Origin of the sequence: Streptomyces cirratus, assembly GCF_014650775.1 — a bacterium.
In the GTDB taxonomy this organism is placed as follows: Bacteria; Actinomycetota; Actinomycetes; order Streptomycetales; family Streptomycetaceae; genus Streptomyces; species Streptomyces cirratus.
The window spans coordinates 73104-89715 of sequence record NZ_BMVP01000001.1 but is presented as its reverse complement, the minus strand read 5'-3'; the positions used below and the strand labels follow the sequence as shown (position 1 = coordinate 89715).

The window sequence follows — 16612 nt, the reverse complement described above, 5'->3', positions numbered from 1 at the left end:
CAAAGGGAACTGACTCGGGGGTGGGCGGCCGTGCCGCAGGGGTTCAAGGACGTGCCGAGAGCGGTCTGGCTGCTGGCCGCGGGGGTGTTCGTCAACGCCGTCGTCAGCTTCACGTTCGTCTTCGTCTTCCTGTACCTGTCCGGCCCGCGCGGACTGGGCCCGGGCCAGGCGGGTGTCGCCGTCGGCGTCGGAGGCATCGGCCTGGTCGCCGGGAACTTCACCGGAGGCTGGTACGGCGACCGCTTCGGACACCGGCGGGTCCTCCTCGCCGCGGCCGGCCTCGGCGGGCTCACCCTCATGGCCTTCCCGCTGCTGTCCGACCCGCTGCTGTACGCAGCCCTCCCGCTGGCCGAGTACGCCTCCGGGGTGGTCCGCGCCGCGAACTCCTCGCTGGTCGCCGTCATCGTGCCGGAAGGGGCCCGCCGGCAGGCCTTCGCCGTGGTGCGCTGCGTCGCCAACGGCGGCTTCACCATCGGTCCGCCGCTGGGGGCCCTCGTCGCGAGCGCCCTCTCCTACGACTGGCTGTTCGTCGCCGACGGGGTCGGCACCCTCCTCTTCGCCGTGTGGACCGCCCGCGTCGTCCCGGCCCGCGGCGCCTCCTCGAAGCGCGCCTCGGCCCCGGACGGCGGCGGGGGCGTCTGGCCCGAGCTGCGGGCGCGGCCGGCGGTGCTCGTCCTCCTCGGCGCCATCCTCGTCACCGACCTCGTCTACCGCCAGCAGTACGGCACCTTCCCGGTCTTCCTCGCCGACCACGGCCTCGACGTCGGCGCCTTCGGGCTGGTCATCGCCCTCAACGGGGGCGTCATCCTGCTGCTGGAACTGCCCGCCGTCCTCGCCCTGCGCAACCGGCCGCCGCTCCCCGTCATCGCCACCGGGCTCCTGCTCGTCGGCGCCGGGTACGCCGCGCTGCTGGCCGGGGCGGGCGCGGCGAGCGCCGTCACCATGATGGTGCTGATGAGCCTCGGGGAGATCCTGTACAAGACCACCGCCACCGCCTACGTGGCCGACCAGGCGCCCGAGCACGCGGTCGGGCGCTTCCAGAGCCTGTACGCCGGCGTCTCGGTCAGCGGGGTCGTCCTCGGCGCCCCGCTGGGCGGGGCGCTGTACGCCGCCGCGCCCGGGCTGCTCTGGCCGCTGTGCGCGGCGCTCGCGGCGGGCTCGGGCGGAGCGGTGTTCTGGGCGTCGGCACGGCAGGCACGACGGGAGGCCGGCCGCCGAGCCCTTGAGGACACAGCGCGCCCGGCACATGAGACCGGTTCGCAACCGCAGGCCCTGGCCGGTTAGGTTTCGGATATGACTGCTACGCGTACCACCGGCGCCGTCGCCGCCGGACTTGCCACCCTCGCCGCCGACGGCACCGTCCTCGACACCTGGTTCCCCGCCCCCGAGCTGGTCGCCGAGCCCGGCCCGGCCGGCACCGAGCGCCTCACCGCCGAGCAGGCCGTGGAGCTCCTGGGCGAGGCCGCGCCCAAGGCCGTCGGGCCGGACGCGCGCCGTGGCGTCGAGGTCGTAGCCGTCCGTACCGTGATCGCCTCGCTGGACGACAAGCCGCTGGACGCGCACGACGCGTACCTGCGCCTGCACCTGCTCAGCCACCGCCTGGTCAAGCCGCACGGCCAGAGCCTGGACGGCCTCTTCGGCCTGCTCGCGAACGTCGCGTGGACCTCGCTCGGCCCGGTCGCCGTCGACCAGGTGGAGACCGTCCGGCTGAACGCCCGCGCCGAGGGCCTGCACCTCCAGGTCACCTCGATCGACAAGTTCCCGCGGATGACGGACTACGTCGCCCCCAAGGGCGTCCGCATCGCCGACGCGGACCGCGTCCGCCTCGGTGCGCACCTCGCCGAGGGCACCACCGTCATGCACGAGGGCTTCGTCAACTTCAACGCCGGCACCCTCGGCACCTCCATGATCGAGGGCCGCATCTCGGCGGGCGTCGTGGTCGGCGACGGCTCCGACATCGGCGGCGGCGCCTCCACCATGGGCACCCTCTCGGGCGGCGGCAAGCAGATCATCTCGATCGGCGAGCGCTGCCTGGTCGGCGCGGAGGCGGGTGTCGGCATCGCGCTGGGCGACGAGTGCATCGTCGAGGCCGGCCTCTACGTGACCGCGGGCACCCGCGTCACCCTCCCGGACGGCCAGATCGTCAAGGCCCTGGAGCTCTCGGGCGCGAGCAACATCCTCTTCCGCCGCAACTCGGTCACCGGCGCCGTGGAGGCCCGCCCCAACAACGCGGTCTGGGGCGGCCTGAACGAGGTCCTGCACAGCCACAACTGACCCGGTACGCGCGAACGCCCTCCCACACCCCCGAGCGGGGTGGGAGGGCGTTCGCGCGGGACGGGGTGGTCAGTGGAGGGCGATGGTGCGGATCAGGCCCGCGAAGGCCCGTTCCTCCTCCTCGGTCAGCTCGACCGTCTCCATCGGGTGGCCGGCCGGGCCGCGCTGGCCCGGGATGGCCGCGAGACCCTCGCGGGAGCCCGGCTGCGGCGGGTGGAACCGGCTGTCCCACAGCATGCGGCCGAGGCCCATGACCCAGACCAGCGCGGCCACCAGCAGTACGGCCAGGCCGATTTCCTCGGCGAGCGAGATGGAGGGGAACACGCGGTCCTCCGGGAGTGCGGCGGGACGGGACCGGGCGCGGGCCCGGGTGGTCAGGCGTGGGGATACTCAACACCACAACCCGGACCGAATGGGTACGGATGTGGCCAGCGTCACGCCAGGGGCGAAAGTCCCCATCTCGGCAGCCCCGCGGCCCGCACGATCAGGCCCGCAAGTGTGCGGGCGGCCCGGGCGGGAGAGCGCGCGGGCCGCCCGCGGTCCGCGGTCACGGGCGGAAGCGCAGCACCTGCGGGTCGTGGTCGCTGTTCTGGGCGGAGAACTCCGCGTTGATGTGCACGCTGTCGTAGGAGAAGTTCTTGACCGCCGGGCTGGTCAGGATCTGGTCCAGCACCTGGGCGTTGCCCTGGTAGACGTAGGAGTAACGTTCCGCCTTCGGCAGCGACTTGATCGCCGAGTACAGCACGCCGCCGTCCTCCAGCGCCTTCGCCGTACCCGAGAACTCGAAGTCGTTGATGTCGCCGACCGCGAGGACCTCGGCGTTCTTCTCTGTCGCCAGGATCTCCTTGACGAAGCCGTTCACGGCCTGCGCCTGGAGCAGCCGCTTGGCCTCCGAGGAACGCACCGGCGGCTGGTGCACCGAGGTCAGACCCTCGTCACCGCCCTTCGAGGCGAAGTGGTTGGCGATCACGAAGACCGTCCTGCCGCGGAAGACGAACTCGCCCGCCAGCGGCTTGCGGCTGTCGGTCCACGCCGGGTTCGCCGGGTCGATCCGGCCGGGGGAGTGGGTCAGGGCCGCGTGGCCCTTCTCCGTCATCACGCCGGTCGCGGTCGTGGAGTCGCCCGCCGCGCGGTCGGTGAAGGAGACGCGGGCCGGGTTGAACAGGAACACCTGACGGATGTTGCCGCCGGGCTCGCCGCCGTCCTTGTTGTTCTCCGGGTTGATGGAGCGCCACTGGTAGGCCGGGCCGCCCGCCGCCGTGATGGCGGCGGTGAACTTGGTCAGCGTCTGCTCCGCCGAGACGGTGCCGTCGTTCTTCGCGCCGTTGTCGTCCTGGATCTCCTCCAGGGCCACGATGTCGGGGGAGGCGAGGTTCTCGACGACCGCCTTCGCCAGGTTGTCGAACTTCGTCTGAGGGTCGGACGGGTCCAGGTTCTCGACGTTGTACGTGGCCACCGCCAGCTCGCCCGGCGCCTGCGCCTTGGTCTTCTCGGGGGCCAGCGTGCCCGGCCTGACCTCCCCGAGGGTGCGCGCGACCAGGGTGTAGCCGCCGAACTGGTTGAAGTCGAGCGGGCCTTCGGTGGTGCCGGTCAGCTTGTCGCCGACGTTCGCCGCCGGGAAGGGCTGCTGCGCGAGGGGCGCCAGCTGCTGGATCTGGAGCCGGCCGGTGTTCTGGGACTCGTACGAGCCGTAGAGCGTGCCGCCGCGCTTGGCGGTGTTCTCCCAGCCCTTCACCGTGACCCACAGCTCCCCGTACGGGTCGGTGGCGCCGACGACGCGCGAGGTGCCGATGCGGACGTTCATGCCCTCCAGGGACTCGTAGTAGTCCAGGGCGTACCGCGAGGGGTCCAGGGTGAGGCCGTTGATGCTGCCGCCGGCGGCCGCGTCGCCGGCCGGGGCGTACTCGGCGGGAACGCTGTACTCGTTGATCGCGACGGCCTCGGGCAGCGCGTTGCCGGAGGACACCACGGTGACGGCCGGCTTGGAGATCTGGGTCACCGACTGGTTGCCGGAGGAGACCCCGCCCGGGATGTACTCGCCGACCGTGCCGTTCACCTTCACGGCGTCGCCGACCGCGACGGTCGGCACCGAGCTCGTGAAGACGAAGATGCCTTCGCTGGTGGCGGCGTTGTCGTCGGCGTCCGGGTCCTGCATCCAGAAGCCGCGCGAGCCGTACGTGCGCACGCCGGTGACGATGCCCTCGACGCCGGTGACCTGCTTGCCGGCGAGCGGGGATATCCGGGTGGTGCCCTGGATGTCGTGGATGCGTACCGGATCGGCGGACGCGGCGCCCTCGGCCGCGTCGGCGGAGCCCGCGAGGAGGCCGGTGGCCAGGGCCGTGGCGACGAGGGCCGCGATGGCGGCGGAACGGGGGTGCGTGGAGCGCATGGTCAGGAACTCCGGTGTGTGGAGGGGGAACCCAGGGGGTCGCGGGTACCCGGAATCGTGTGGAGGGAGCGGGGCGGGGCCTTCGCTATGTCTACGCGCGTCAATTTCCTGTGTGGGGCGTGAAGTTGTCAAGGTCTCCAGGGAAGACGGCGGCTGACTGTGGGATGAACCAAAGGCGTTGGCCCCCTGGCCGTGCCCGAAATGCGTCTACGCTGGGCGTCGCCGTCCGGCCCGACGGCCACCACCGCGTCCACGAGGAGAACCGCCCCATGTCCGCAGAGCCGCACCCCACGCTGCCGCCGGTACGGCTGCACTCCGATGCGGAACTGGCCCGCGACGCCCTCGTCGCACCCCTGTTCGCCCGGGCCGTACGCCTCGCCCGCTGGGCCGGACCCGGCACGCGCGTCGAGATCGGCGGCGAACTGGCCGCCGACCAGTTGCCGCAGGCCGCGGCCGTCCTCGGGCTCGACGCGGACGACCCGGACGGCCCGGTGCACGCGAGCCAGGCCTGGCGGGTGGCCGTGGACACCGGCCTGGTCGATGTGACGGAGCCCGACGAGGACGCCGACGATCCGGCGTACGGGACCGCCGAACCGGGCGAGGACCTCGCGCTGATCACCGGGGGCGCGCCCGGCGACGTACTGGACCTGTGGCTGGCCGCCCTGGACACCGTCCTCGCCGACGCGGCCGTCCCCGACCTGGACGACCTCGTCGACGCCCTGGACGACGGCGGGGGACTCGACTTCGACCGCCTCGACTGGAACCCGGCGCGCGAGGCGGACTTCCTCGACGGGGTCCTCGCCAACCTCTACCTGCTCACCGTCTCCGAGGGCGGCGCGGGGCAGGGCCCGGTTCCGCTGCCCGTCCTCGCCGCCTCGATGGTCGTTCCGGACGACATGGGGGAGCCGACCGACGCGGTACTGGAACAGGTGTCCGACGCGATGATGCGCCTGGACGACCAGTTCCGGCAGCTGGAGCCCATCGGGCTGGTCGAGTTCCGGCCCGTCGACGAGGAGCTGATGGCGGAGGCGGACGACGACGAACTGCTCCCCGACCCGGCCCTGGCGGACGAGGAGGACATCGCCCGGTACGGGATGGTCCGGCTGACCGCCCTCGGCCTGTACGGGGTCCGTGCCCGCATGCTCGAAGCCGGGGTCGAGGCGCCCGCCATCGGCGGACTGGCCGACAAGGGCGCGGACGCGCTGCTGGAGGCGGTCTCCCACTACCCGGAGCACGCGGCGCAGGCGGAGATCGAACAGTGGCTGGCCGGCCGCGAGCTGCCGACGGCGGTGGCCGAACTGCTGGACGCGGCCCGGGGCGACGACGAAGGGGCGCCGCTGCGCCGGCTGCGCTGCCAGCAGGCCCTCGCGCCGGCCGGACCGGAGGCGGAACCCGCGGTACGGGCGGTACTGGACGACCCGCGCCTGGGCGGGCTCGCGCGGGTGTGGCTGGCCGAGCGCGGGGTGAAGGACGTACCGGCGCCGGACGGGGCGATGGTCTTCTGGCTGACGGTCGACACGATCGCGGCGCAGCTCGCGGCGGACGGCGAGGCGGAGGAACTGCCGCAGCTGATGGAGAGCCTGACGGGGCACCACACGGGGTTCTTCGACGAGGTCTGGCGGGTGGAGCACCCGGCGACGGCGGACGTCCTGGAGGCGATGGGCCGGCTGCACCCCGACAAGAAGGCGGCGAAGGAAGCCCGCAAGGCGGCCTTCAAGGCCCGCTCCCGCCGCCACTGACGCTCCGCACAGCCCCCGGCCCGGTTCCGGGGGCCCGGGTTCCGGCCCCAGCCGGATGGGGTGGCGCCCCGGCGCCGGACCGGTTCGGGGTCCAGGGCGAGGGGCCGCAACGCGTCGATCAGCGGCCGGAGTTCGCCATTGCGGGCCGCGGTCAAGGGTCAGCCGGTTTTCGGGGGTAGTTCAGCCGCAGTTCACGTGCGGTCGGGAGCGTATGCGCCGACGACCGTACGACCGGCGCACCACCGCCCACCCCCTGGAGTCACGATGCCCCTCAGCCGTAGGGACTTCACCGCCCGCACCGTCATCGCCGGCGCGGGAGTCGCACTCACCGGGACCGTCGGTGCCCTCGCCACCGCCCCCGGGGCGCTGGCGGCCGACGACACCACCCGGCACGACGAGCACGGGCGCCCGCACGAGCCCGGCTACGGCCCGCTCGTCCCCGACCCGGCCGGGATCCTGGCCCTCCCGGCCGGCTTCACCTACCGCGTCATCACCCACAGCGGCGTGACGAAGCTCGACTCCGGCGAGACCACCCCTTCCAACCACGACGGCACGGCCGCCTTCGAGGGCCACCGCGGGCTCACCCTCCTCGTCAACAACCACGAGCTCAAGGGCCCCCGTTCCGGCTGGGCCCACCCGGTCCCCCTCACCGAGGGCCTCGTCTACGACCCGGCGGCCTCCGGCGGCTGCACGGTCGTCGAGGTCCGCCGCGGCGGCGAGGTCGCCGAATGGGTCGGCATCGCCGGTACCTCCACCAACTGCGCGGGCGGCGCCACCCCCTGGGACACCTGGCTGACCTGCGAGGAGACCGAGGACCTGGCCGGCAAGAACGGGATGACCAAGGACCACGGCTACGTCTTCGAGGTCGACCCGCACGACCGCCGCGCCAACCGCGACCCGAAGCCGGTCAAGGCGTTCGGCCGGTACGCCCACGAGGCGGTCGTCATCGACCCCCGCCAGGGGCACGCCTACCTGACCGAGGACGCCTCCGGCCCCAACGGGCTGCTCTACCGCTGGACCCCGCCGCAGGGCTTCCACCACGGGCGCGGCAAGCTGCGCACGCTCGCCCCCGACGCGGGCGTGCTCGCGGCGGCCAAGTGCTTCGACAGCACCGGGCGGTTCGTGGACGACCTCTCGCGCGCGACGCAGACCGGCACCGTGTACGGGGTCGACTGGGTGGAGGTCCCCGACCGCGACGCCCGCACGACGTCGGTCCGCAAGCAGTTCGGGGCGGACGCCGTGACCCGGGCGCGCAAGCTGGAGGGCATGTGGTGGGCCGACGGGGGCGCCTACTTCGTCTCCTCCTACGCCCGCTCCGAGAGCCCGGGCCCCGCGCACGACGGCCAGGTGTGGTTCTACGACCCCAAGCGGCGCACGATCCGCCTCATGGTCCTGCTCGGGGTGAACGCGGACCCGTCCAAGGACGGCGCCTTCGACGGCCCCGACAACATCACGGTGTCCCCGTACGGCGGCCTGGTCATCGCGGAGGACGGCGAGGGCGTCCAGCACCTGCTCGGTGCGACGGAGTCGGGCCGCACCTACCCGCTCGCCCGCAACGAGATGAACATGGGGACGGCCGAGAACCCCGAGTACTCGGAGTTCACCGGCGTCTGCTTCTCACCGGACGGGCGCACCCTGTACGCCAACATCCAGGAGCCGGGGATCATGCTGGCCATCACCGGGCCTTGGCGGCGCGCCCACTGAGGACCGCGAACCGGGTAGGCCGGGACGGCGGCCGGGCCGTGACGGCCCGGCCGGCCACCGGACCCTACTGGGCCGGGGCGGCCTCCGCGCGGGAGGCCGCGGCCCACTCCTCAAGCAGGAATTCGTACGCCTGCGAGGGCCACTCGCCGTCCACCCGGGTCTCGACGAGGTGCCGGATCGCCGCGTTCGCCTCTGCGGCGGACGGGCGGGCCGGACCCGCGGGCTCAAGTGTCTTCTGCATGAGTACAAGGCTACGGGCGGCCACTGACAGTCACCCCCGATTTAGGGGTGGCATCGCTCACCCGGCGTGGGCGCCGGTTGCGCAATGTGGCCGCCCACCTGCTCAGAGTGCCTCCGCGGCCGGTTTGACCATCCCCCGCACTGTGCGGGACTTCACAAAGTCGCCCATGGCCGTCATCTCCCACTCGCCGCTGAACTGCTTGATCAGTTTCGCCATCATGACGCCCGTCTGCGGCTCCGCGCCGGTCAGGTCGAAGCGGACCAGCTCCTCGTCGGTCGCCGCGTCGATCAAACGGCAGTAGGCCTTCGCCACCTCGGTGAACTTCTGCCCGGAGAAGGAGTTGACGGTGAACACCAGGCCGGTGGCCTCGGCGGGCAGCCGGCCGAGGTCCACGACGATGACCTCGTCGTCCCCGGCGCCCTCGCCGGTCAGATTGTCACCCGAGTGCTTGACGGCTCCGCCGAGGATCGACAGCTTGCCGAAGTAGCAGCTGTCGATGTGGTTGCGCTGCGGGCCGTAGGCGATGACGGACGCGTCGAGGTCGATGGCCCGGCCGCCGAACGCGGGCTCCCAGCCGAGGCCCATCTTGACCTGGGAGAGCAGCGGCCGGCCGCCCTTGACGAGGGAGACGGTCTGGTTCTTCCGCAGGCTGACCCGCCCCTTGTCGAGGTTGATCTTCCCGGCGCCGGAGGCGGCGGCGGGCGCCGGTGCGGGCGCCGACGGCATCGGCGGGGCGGCCACAGGCATCGGCGGGGCGGCGGCGGGGGCCGGGGGCATCGGCGGGGCGGCCGCGGCGGGCTCCTCGTCGACCGAGACCCCGAAGTCCGTCGCGATACCGGCGAGGCCGTTGGCGTACCCCTGGCCCACGGCGCGCACCTTCCACACGCCGCCGCGCTGGTAGACCTCCACCACCACGAGGGCGGTCTCCGCGCCGAGCTGCGGCGGTGTGAAGGTGGCGATCACGGCGCCGCTCGCCGCGTCCCGCACGGTGGCGGTGGGTTCGATGCCCTGGAAGGTCTGTCCTGCGGCGTCCGGGCTCGCCGTGACGACGATCCGCTCGATGCCCGGCGGGAGCGCGGCGGTGTCGACGGTGATCGAGTCGGGCGCCGACCCGCCGCCGGACCGGTAGTCCACGCCCGGTCCGGACGGCTGGTTGTAGAAGATGAAGTCGGCGTCGGATCGCACCTTGCCGTCCGCCGTGAGGAGGAGTCCCGAGACGTCGAGACGCACCGGGGCAGCCACATCGACCGTCACACGGACGGTGTTGAGCGGCAGGTTGGAACCAGGGGTCATAGCGGTCATGCCCGGAGAACGACCGGCACCGCTTTGCCGTTCCCTTACCCTCGCAAGATTCTCAGCCCCGGTTGCGCGGGTGGTTGCGGGCCGCGCGCTCGTTGCCGAACTTGTAGGAGCCGGTCCAGCGGGCCATGACCAGCTGGGCGTCGCCCGACTCCACTTCGGCGACGAACTTCTCGGCCCGCGCCCCGCGCAGGGTGGCCGCGGCCCGGCCCCGGTGCGTGATGACGACGCGGTCGCCCTGTCTTCCGTACGTGAACCCGTGAGGTTTCGGCATGGGCGGCAGCCTGCCGCCCCCCGGGCCCGGGCGGCAACGGATTTGTCCGCCGTCAGCGCCCCGTGACCCGGCGCGGGAGCCCCAGCGGGTTGCCCTCGCGCAGCTCGGGCGGGAGCAGCGCGTCCGGCACCGACTGGTACGCCACCGGCCGCAGCCAGCGCTCGATGGCGGTGGCGCCGACCGAGGTGGAGTGCGAGGTCGCCGCCGGGTACGGGCCGCCGTGGTGCTGGGCCGGCGCCACCGCGACCCCGGTCGGCCAGCCGTTCACCACGATCCGCCCGGCCAAGGCGGTGACCTGCGCGAGCAGTTCCCCGGCCGGCCCGGGCGCGCCCGCGGTCTCGGCCGCCGAGAGCTGGAGGGTGGCGCTCAGGTTGCCGCCGAGCCGGCCCAGCACCTCGGCCGCCCCGGGTCCGTCGTAGCGGACGACGACGCCCACCGGACCGAAGCACTCCTCCAGGAGCACCTCGTAGGACGGGCCGCCGTCGAGCAGGGTCCGGGCCGGCACGGTCAGGTACCCGGCCGTGACGCGGTGTTCCCCGTCCGGGCCCGGTGTGACGGGCGCCTCGACCCCGGGCAGGGCCGACCGCTCCCGGACCCCGGCGACGAAGGCGTCCCGCATCCGGTGGTCCAGCAGCACCCCCGGCCCGGTCTCGCCGAGCGCCTTGCCGAGCGCCGCGGTGAGGCGGTCGCCGTCGGGGCCCTCGGGCACCAGGACGAGACCCGGCTTGACGCAGAACTGGCCGACGCCGAGCGTGAGCGAGCCCGCGAGCCCGGTACCGATCTCCTCGGCCCGCTCGGCGGCCGCGGCCGGGGTGACCACGACGGGGTTCAGGGAGCCCAGTTCGCCGTGGAAGGGGATCGGTACGGGGCGGGCGGCGGCCGCGTCGAACAGGGCTCGTCCACCCCGGACCGAACCGGTGAACCCGGCCGCCGCGACGAGCGGGTGGCGGATCAGCTCCAGCCCCGCCCCGAATCCGTGGACGACGCGTACGACTTGGGCCGGCAGCCCGGCCCGCACCGCCGCCCGGCGCAGCAGCGAAGCGCACAGTTCGGAGGTCGCCGGGTGGTCGGGGTGCGCCTTGACCACCACGGGGCAGCCGGCGGCGAGGGCGCTCGCGGTGTCCCCGCCGGGCACGGAGAAGGCGAGCGGGAAGTTGGAGGCGGCGTAGACGGCGCTCACGCCCAGCGGCACCTTGTAGCGGCGCAGTTCGGGGCGCGGCGGGCTGAGCGACGGGTCGGCGCGGTCGATGCGGATGTCGAGGTAGGCGCCCTCGTCGACGGCGTCGGCGAAGGCCCGCAGCTGTCCGGTGGTGCGGGCCAGCTCGCCGGTGAGGCGCCCGGACCCGAGCGCGGTCTCGGCGTCGGCGGCTTCGACGACCTCGTCCGCGGCTGCGTCCAGCAGGTCGGCGGCCCCGCGCAGGAAGGCGGCGCGGACGGCGCGGTCGGCCAGTGCACCCCGGGCGGCGTGCGCCGCGCGTACGGCCTCGTCCACGTCCCGGGGTGTGGCCTCCACCGCAACCCGGCGGAGCTGCTTCCCGGTGCGGGGGTCCACACTCCAGACTGGTGTTGCTGCCATGGCGCACTGCCTCCTGGGATCCACGCCGACCCGAGCGCTGCGTTCAGTATTCTGAACGCCGTTCCGGTGGATGAATGATCACATCCAGCGTGGACTCTATTTCCGCGTCTTCCCGGTGACAAGGGAAACGAGACAAGAGGGGCACGAACGCCGATGACCACAGGTGAGTCCGGAGCTCCGGCGGCCGTCAAGTCGGCCGTGCGCACGGTCATGTTGCTGGAACACTTCGCGGCGAGGCCCGGGCTGCACAGCCTCGCCGACATCCAGCACGACCTCTCGCTCCCGAAGTCCAGCCTGTACATGCTGCTGCGCACGCTGGTGAACCTGGGCTGGGTGGAGACCGACGCCACCGGCACCCGGTACGGCATCGGCGTACGGGCCCTGCTCGTCGGCAGCTCCTACATCGACGGCGACGAGGTGGTGGCGGCGGCCCGGCCCACCCTGGACCGGCTCTCGGACGACACGACGGAGACGATCCACCTCGCCCGGATGGACGGGACGAGCGTGGTCTACCTCGCGACCCGGCAGTCCCAGCACTACCTGCGGCCCTTCACCCGGGTCGGGCGGCGCCTGCCCGTGCACTCCACGGCGCTCGGCAAGGCGCTGCTGGCCACGCACACCGACGACGAGGTGCGCGTACTGCTGCCGAGGCGGCTGGAGGCGGTCACCGAGCACACCATCACCGACCGGGAGCGGCTCGTGGACGAGCTGGCGCTGGTCAGGGAGCAGGGGTACGCGGTCGACCGGGAGGAGAACACCCTCGGACTGCGCTGCTTCGGCGTGGCGGTGCCCTACCGCACCCCGGCGCGCGACGCGGTCAGCTGCTCGGTGCCGGTCGCCCGGCTGACGCCGCAGCACGAGCAGACCATCAAGGCGGCCCTGTTCGAGGCCCGCGACCGGCTGCCCGTGGTGACGCGCCGGATGTGAGCCGCGCCCCCGCGGCCGGCGATCATGAGGAACCAGTGAGAACCCGGCCACAATCGGGGCAGAGCGGAACGTCCGGGGCGGCTCGTACGTCTTTCCGGGGGATGAACAAGACGATCAGGCGCGCGTCGGTCTTCTGTCTGCTTCTGGTGGCGGCCCTCTTGGTTCGGGTCACCTGGGTGCAGGCGTACCAAGGCCAGGCGCTCGCAGACGACAAGCACAACCGGCGCAACCTCATCGGGCAGTACGAGAACCCGCTGGGGAACATCATCGTGGGCGGCGAGGCGATCACCGGCTCGGTGAAGACCGGCGGCAAGGACTTCCAGTACAAGCGCACCTACGTCGACGGCCCGCTGTACGCGCCGATCACCGGCTACAGCTCCCAGGCCTACGGCGTGAGCATGCTGGAGGGCGTCTACAAGAACATCCTCAACGGCTCCGACAGCCGGCTCAAGACGCCGATGGACATCCTCACCAACAAGCGGGCCGCCCCGGGCAACGTGCTGACCACCATCGACAAGGGCGTCCAGAAGGCCGCCTACGACGCACTCCAGGGCAAGCAGGGTTCCGCGGTGGCCATCGACCCCGCGACCGGGCAGATCCTCGCGATGGTGAACAACCCCTCCTTCGACCCGGGCCGGATCACCGGCGCCACCGACGAGCAGGCCTGGAAGGAGCTCTCGGCCGATCAGGGCAAGGCCATGGAGAACGTGGCGCTGCGCAAGCCGCAGGCCCCCGGCTCCACCTTCAAGCTGGTCACCATGGCGGCGGCCATCGAGAACGGCCTGGTCTCCGACATCGACGCGCCCACCGGCATCCCCGGCGCGTACACGATCCCGGGCACCCGCACCGCCCTGCCCAGCGAGGCCGGCAACGAGGCCTGCAACAACGTGTCCGTGCGCACCGCGCTGCGGCTGTCCTGCAACAACGTCTTCGCCGAACTGGCCTCCAAGCTCGGCCAGGACAAGATGCGGGCGATGGCGGAGAAGCTGGGCTTCAACACGGAGACCGCCACCCCCGTGACCGCCCGGCCCGCGAGCAAGTACCCGTCCGCGAAGATGTCGGTCGACCAGGTCGCACAGACCGGTATCGGCCAGTTCGACGTCCAGGCCACGCCGCTCCAGATGGCGATGGTCACCTCGGCGATCGAGAACGGCGGCAAGCTCGTCGCCCCGCACATGGTCTCGGAGGTCACCGATTCCGGCGGCAACGTGCTGGAGAGCTTCAAGGACCCCAAGTCGGACCAGGTGATGAACGCCAAGACCGCCTCGATGCTCCAGGACGCCATGCGCACCGTCGCCACGCAGGGCGGCGGCAAGCCCGCGCAGGTGGCGGGCGCCGAGGTCGGCGGCAAGACGGGCACCGCGCAGCGCGGCGTGAACAACAGCCTGTCGCCGCTCGCCTGGTTCACCTCGTACGGGAAGCGCGACGGCAAGCAGATCGCGGTCGCCGTCGTGATCGAGAACTCGGACACCGACCGCTCCGAGATCGGCGGCGGCAAGCTGGCCGCGCCCATCGCCCAGAAGATGATGGCGGCGTGGCTGGGTAAGTAGCCCCCTGCCGCACGGGCCGCCGCGCCGGGAACCGCCACGGTTCCCGGCGCGTTTCCCTATCCATGATCAGGACCGCACGCCTCGACGACCTCGACGCCATCGCCGCCCTGCACACCCGGGCACGGGCCACCTACTACCAGGGGCACATCCCCGAGGAGGAGTACGGGGGAGCGGCCGAGCTCGCGCGCACCCGCGAGGGCTGGGCCCGTGCCGTCGCGCGGACCGGCTCCGAGGGCGGGATGTTCTGCGCCGAGCAGGACGGCGTGCTCACCGGCGTCGCGGCGTACCGCATACAAGAGGGTGAGAGCGTCCTCACCCAGCTGCACGTCGACCCCGTCCACTGGCGCCGCGGTACCGGCGCGGCGCTGCACGCAGCCTGCCTGGACGCCTGGCGCCGGGCGGGAACACGCAAGGCCCGCCTCGAGGTCTACGAGCGCAACCTGCGCGCGCAGTCCTTCTACGCCGCCCACGGCTGGCGCCCGGATCCCGCGTTGCCCCGGTCCGGCACCCACGTCACGCTGTGGCTGAGCATGGAGGCGGCCCCGTCCGGGGAATGAGACGTTCCGGCAGGTGGTTGAAGGGGAAACCGTCCGGTCCCGCAGGCCGGAAGGCCTCCGAGAGAAGAAGGATCATGCGCGTAGAGATTTGGGCCGATATCGCCTGCCCGTGGTGTTACGTCGGAAAGGCCAGGTTCACCAAGGGCCTGGCCGGGTTCGCGCACCGCGACGAGGTGGAGGTCGTCTTCCGGTCCTTCGAGCTCGACCCGCACGGCCCCAAGGGCGTGACCGCGCCCGTCGTGGAGGTGCTGGCCAAGAAGTACGGCCGCACCCTCGACGAAGCCCGCGGCATGGAGGAGCACGTGGCCGCCAGTGCGCGCGGCGAGGGGCTGGAGTACCGGGTCGAGGGCCGCGACAACGGCAACACCTTCGACATCCACCGCCTGCTGCACCTGGCCGCCGCCCGGGGCCGTCAGGAGGAACTGCTCGACCTGGTCTACCGCGCCAACTTCGCGGAGGAGCGCAGCGTCTTCGACCCCGAGGTGCTGGTGGCGCTGGCCGTCGAGGCCGGGCTGGAGGAGGCGCAGGCCCGTACGGTCCTCGCCGACGACCAGGCCTACGCCGAGGACGTGCGCGCCGACGAGCGCGAGGCGGCCGAGCTGGGCGCGAACGCCGTACCGTTCTTCGTCCTCGACCGCCGCTACGGCATCTCCGGCGGGCAGCCCGCCGAGGTGTTCACCCAGGCGCTGGAGCAGGCGTGGGCCGGCCGCGAGGTCACCGCGCCCGAGGCCGACGGCGGCGAGACCTGCGAGCCCGACGGGGCGTGCGCCGTCCCCGGGGCCTGAGCCGGATCCGGGGGGCCGGCCGCGCCCGGGGGCGGGCCGCCCTCCGGGCGTAGGCCGCCTTCCGGGCGTAGGCCGCCTTCCGGGCGTAGGCCGCCTTCCGGGAGTTGGCCGCCTTCCGGGAGTTGGCCGCCTTCCGGGCGTAGGCCGCCCTCCGGGCGTAGGCCGCCCTCCGGGAGTTGGCCGTTCTCCTGCCGTAAGGGGCATGGACGGGGGCCGGGCCGTGGCCCAGAGTTGGGGGCATGGACCTCCCCGCCCTCAGCGTCGAGTTCGCGCACTCCACCACCTACCTCAACACGGCCAGCTGCGGGGTCCTCCCGCGTTCCGCCGTCGCCGAGGTCCGGGCCCTGGCCGAGGCGGCCGGGGCCGGGGACCCGGCCGGATTCGGGGACTTCGACCGGGTGGGCCGGGTGCGGGCCGCCTTCGCCCGGCTCGTCGGCGTGCCCGTCGAGCGGGTGGCGCTCGGATCCTCCGTATCGACCCACGTCGGCCTCGTCGCGGCCGCCCTCCCCGCCGGCGCCGAAGTCCTCTGCCCCGAAGGGGACTTCGCTTCGGTGATGAACCCCTTCGTGGTGCGCGCCGACCTCAAACTCCGGCTCGCCCCACTGGAGTCGCTGGCCGAAGCCGTCGGCCCCGGCACCGCGCTCGTCTCGCTGTCCGCCGTACAGTCCGCAGACGGCCGCACCGCCGACCTCGCCGCGGTACGGGCCGCGACGGCCGCCCACGGCGCGCGGATGCTCGTCGACGCGACGCAGGCGGCGGGCTGCGTGCCCTTCGACGCCGCGCCCTACGACTACACCGTCACCGCGGGCTACAAGTGGCTGCTCGGCGCGCGCGGCGCCTCCTACCTCACCGTGTCGGAGGAGGCCGAGGACACCCTCATCCCGCTGCACGCCGGCTGGGTGGCTGCGGAGTCCGTCTGGGAAGCCACCTACGGGCCGATGCCCCGACTGGCCGACGGGGCGCGGCGCTTCGACGAGTCCCCGGCCTTCCTCGGCTACCACGCCGCCGAGCCCTCGCTGGCGCTGCTGGAGCGGATCGGTGTCGCCGCCGTCCACGCGCACGACACCGCCCTGGCCGACCGCTACCGGGCCGGCCTCGCGCGCCTGGGTCACGAACCGGTCGCCGGGCAGACGCCGATCGTCACCGTTCCCGGCCTGGCCCACCGCCAGCCCGAGCTACAGGCCGCGGGCATCGTCACGTCGGCCCGGGCGGGCGGCCTGCGGGCCTCGTTCCACCTCTACAACACCGAAGCCGACGTCGACCGGCTGCTGGACGTCCTCGACGGCTGACCGGCGCC

Annotated in this window: 15 protein-coding genes; 9 read left to right on the top strand and 6 right to left on the bottom strand. The window is 73.0% G+C overall.

What is annotated here, in order from left to right:
* The first annotated feature begins 30 nt into the window (after positions 1-30).
* Together IE207_RS00445 and dapD are read left to right on the top strand one after the other, a co-directional pair.
* Positions 31-1284: an MFS transporter gene (locus tag IE207_RS00445; protein WP_190181970.1), complete on the top strand. Its 1254-nt coding sequence runs from the start codon at positions 31-33 to the stop codon at positions 1282-1284.
* A gap of 9 nt (positions 1285-1293) precedes the next feature.
* Positions 1294-2274 (top strand): 2,3,4,5-tetrahydropyridine-2,6-dicarboxylate N-succinyltransferase, encoded by a 981-nt coding sequence (gene dapD, locus IE207_RS00440; protein WP_190181969.1) that lies wholly within the window; start codon positions 1294-1296, stop codon positions 2272-2274.
* 69 nt (positions 2275-2343) lie between these two features.
* Here dapD and IE207_RS00435 read toward each other — a convergent pair whose 3' ends face one another.
* The gene (locus IE207_RS00435) at positions 2344-2598 is read right to left on the bottom strand and encodes a hypothetical protein (RefSeq protein ID WP_229873194.1); all 255 of its coding nucleotides are present in this window, start codon (positions 2596-2598) and stop codon (positions 2344-2346) included.
* Positions 2599-2821: 223 nt separating this feature from the next.
* Complete coding sequence (locus IE207_RS00430) at positions 2822-4663, bottom strand: DUF8508 domain-containing protein (protein ID WP_190181968.1); 1842 nt, start codon at positions 4661-4663, stop codon at positions 2822-2824.
* 269 nt (positions 4664-4932) lie between these two features.
* Here IE207_RS00430 and IE207_RS00425 point away from each other — a divergent pair, with 269 nt between their 5' ends.
* Together IE207_RS00425 and IE207_RS00420 are read left to right on the top strand one after the other, a co-directional pair.
* Positions 4933-6402 carry a hypothetical protein gene (locus IE207_RS00425; protein WP_190181967.1) on the top strand — a complete coding sequence of 490 codons (1470 nt, stop codon included), beginning with the start codon at positions 4933-4935 and terminating at the stop codon, positions 6400-6402.
* Positions 6403-6666: 264 nt separating this feature from the next.
* Complete coding sequence (locus IE207_RS00420) at positions 6667-8106, top strand: alkaline phosphatase PhoX (RefSeq protein WP_190181966.1); 1440 nt, start codon at positions 6667-6669, stop codon at positions 8104-8106.
* Between the two features lie 64 nt (positions 8107-8170).
* On the opposite strand, the gene IE207_RS00415 is transcribed toward IE207_RS00420, so the two are convergent.
* The 4 genes from IE207_RS00415 to IE207_RS00400 form a co-directional block, all read right to left on the bottom strand.
* On the bottom strand, positions 8171-8347 hold the full coding sequence (locus tag IE207_RS00415; protein WP_190181965.1) for a hypothetical protein: 177 nt from the start codon (positions 8345-8347) through the stop codon (positions 8171-8173).
* A gap of 102 nt (positions 8348-8449) precedes the next feature.
* On the bottom strand, positions 8450-9649 hold the full coding sequence (locus IE207_RS00410) for a TerD family protein (RefSeq protein WP_190181964.1): 1200 nt from the start codon (positions 9647-9649) through the stop codon (positions 8450-8452).
* 52 nt (positions 9650-9701) lie between these two features.
* Positions 9702-9920: a hypothetical protein gene (locus tag IE207_RS00405; protein ID WP_190181963.1), complete on the bottom strand. Its 219-nt coding sequence runs from the start codon at positions 9918-9920 to the stop codon at positions 9702-9704.
* Between the two features lie 52 nt (positions 9921-9972).
* Positions 9973-11496 carry an aldehyde dehydrogenase (NADP(+)) gene (locus IE207_RS00400; protein ID WP_190181962.1) on the bottom strand — a complete coding sequence of 508 codons (1524 nt, stop codon included), beginning with the start codon at positions 11494-11496 and terminating at the stop codon, positions 9973-9975.
* 153 nt (positions 11497-11649) lie between these two features.
* On the opposite strand from IE207_RS00400, the gene IE207_RS00395 reads away from it, so the two are divergent.
* From IE207_RS00395 to IE207_RS00370, 5 genes are all read left to right on the top strand, one after another.
* Positions 11650-12423, top strand: coding sequence for an IclR family transcriptional regulator (locus IE207_RS00395; RefSeq protein ID WP_190181961.1), 774 nt, complete (start codon positions 11650-11652; stop codon positions 12421-12423).
* Positions 12424-12524: 101 nt separating this feature from the next.
* Entirely contained in the window at positions 12525-13973 is a 1449-nt protein-coding gene (locus IE207_RS00390) for a peptidoglycan D,D-transpeptidase FtsI family protein (protein WP_190181960.1), read from the top strand.
* Between the two features lie 62 nt (positions 13974-14035).
* Positions 14036-14530: a GNAT family N-acetyltransferase gene (locus tag IE207_RS00385; protein WP_190181959.1), complete on the top strand. Its 495-nt coding sequence runs from the start codon at positions 14036-14038 to the stop codon at positions 14528-14530.
* Between the two features lie 74 nt (positions 14531-14604).
* Entirely contained in the window at positions 14605-15315 is a 711-nt protein-coding gene (locus IE207_RS00380) for a DsbA family oxidoreductase (protein ID WP_190181958.1), read from the top strand.
* A 239-nt stretch (positions 15316-15554) separates the two neighbouring features.
* Positions 15555-16604, top strand: coding sequence for an aminotransferase class V-fold PLP-dependent enzyme (locus tag IE207_RS00370; protein ID WP_190181957.1), 1050 nt, complete (start codon positions 15555-15557; stop codon positions 16602-16604).
* The last annotated feature ends 8 nt before the right edge of the window (positions 16605-16612 follow it).

Bases quoted from the DNA above. Each gene is read 5' to 3' on its own strand.
- IE207_RS00420 (WP_190181966.1), top strand. From the start codon at position 6,667: ATGCCCCTCAGCCGTAGGGACTTCACCGCCCGCACCGTCATCGCCGGC.
- IE207_RS00400 (WP_190181962.1), bottom strand. From the start codon at position 11,496: ATGGCAGCAACACCAGTCTGGAGTGTGGACCCCCGCACCGGGAAGCAG.
- IE207_RS00415 (WP_190181965.1), bottom strand. From the start codon at position 8,347: ATGCAGAAGACACTTGAGCCCGCGGGTCCGGCCCGCCCGTCCGCCGCA.
- IE207_RS00385 (WP_190181959.1), top strand. From the start codon at position 14,036: ATGATCAGGACCGCACGCCTCGACGACCTCGACGCCATCGCCGCCCTG.
- IE207_RS00395 (WP_190181961.1), top strand. From the start codon at position 11,650: ATGACCACAGGTGAGTCCGGAGCTCCGGCGGCCGTCAAGTCGGCCGTG.
- IE207_RS00380 (WP_190181958.1), top strand. From the start codon at position 14,605: ATGCGCGTAGAGATTTGGGCCGATATCGCCTGCCCGTGGTGTTACGTC.
- dapD (WP_190181969.1), top strand. From the start codon at position 1,294: ATGACTGCTACGCGTACCACCGGCGCCGTCGCCGCCGGACTTGCCACC.
- IE207_RS00410 (WP_190181964.1), bottom strand. From the start codon at position 9,649: ATGACCGCTATGACCCCTGGTTCCAACCTGCCGCTCAACACCGTCCGT.
- IE207_RS00430 (WP_190181968.1), bottom strand. From the start codon at position 4,663: ATGCGCTCCACGCACCCCCGTTCCGCCGCCATCGCGGCCCTCGTCGCC.
- IE207_RS00425 (WP_190181967.1), top strand. From the start codon at position 4,933: ATGTCCGCAGAGCCGCACCCCACGCTGCCGCCGGTACGGCTGCACTCC.
- IE207_RS00390 (WP_190181960.1), top strand. From the start codon at position 12,525: ATGAACAAGACGATCAGGCGCGCGTCGGTCTTCTGTCTGCTTCTGGTG.
- IE207_RS00370 (WP_190181957.1), top strand. From the start codon at position 15,555: ATGGACCTCCCCGCCCTCAGCGTCGAGTTCGCGCACTCCACCACCTAC.
- IE207_RS00405 (WP_190181963.1), bottom strand. From the start codon at position 9,920: ATGCCGAAACCTCACGGGTTCACGTACGGAAGACAGGGCGACCGCGTC.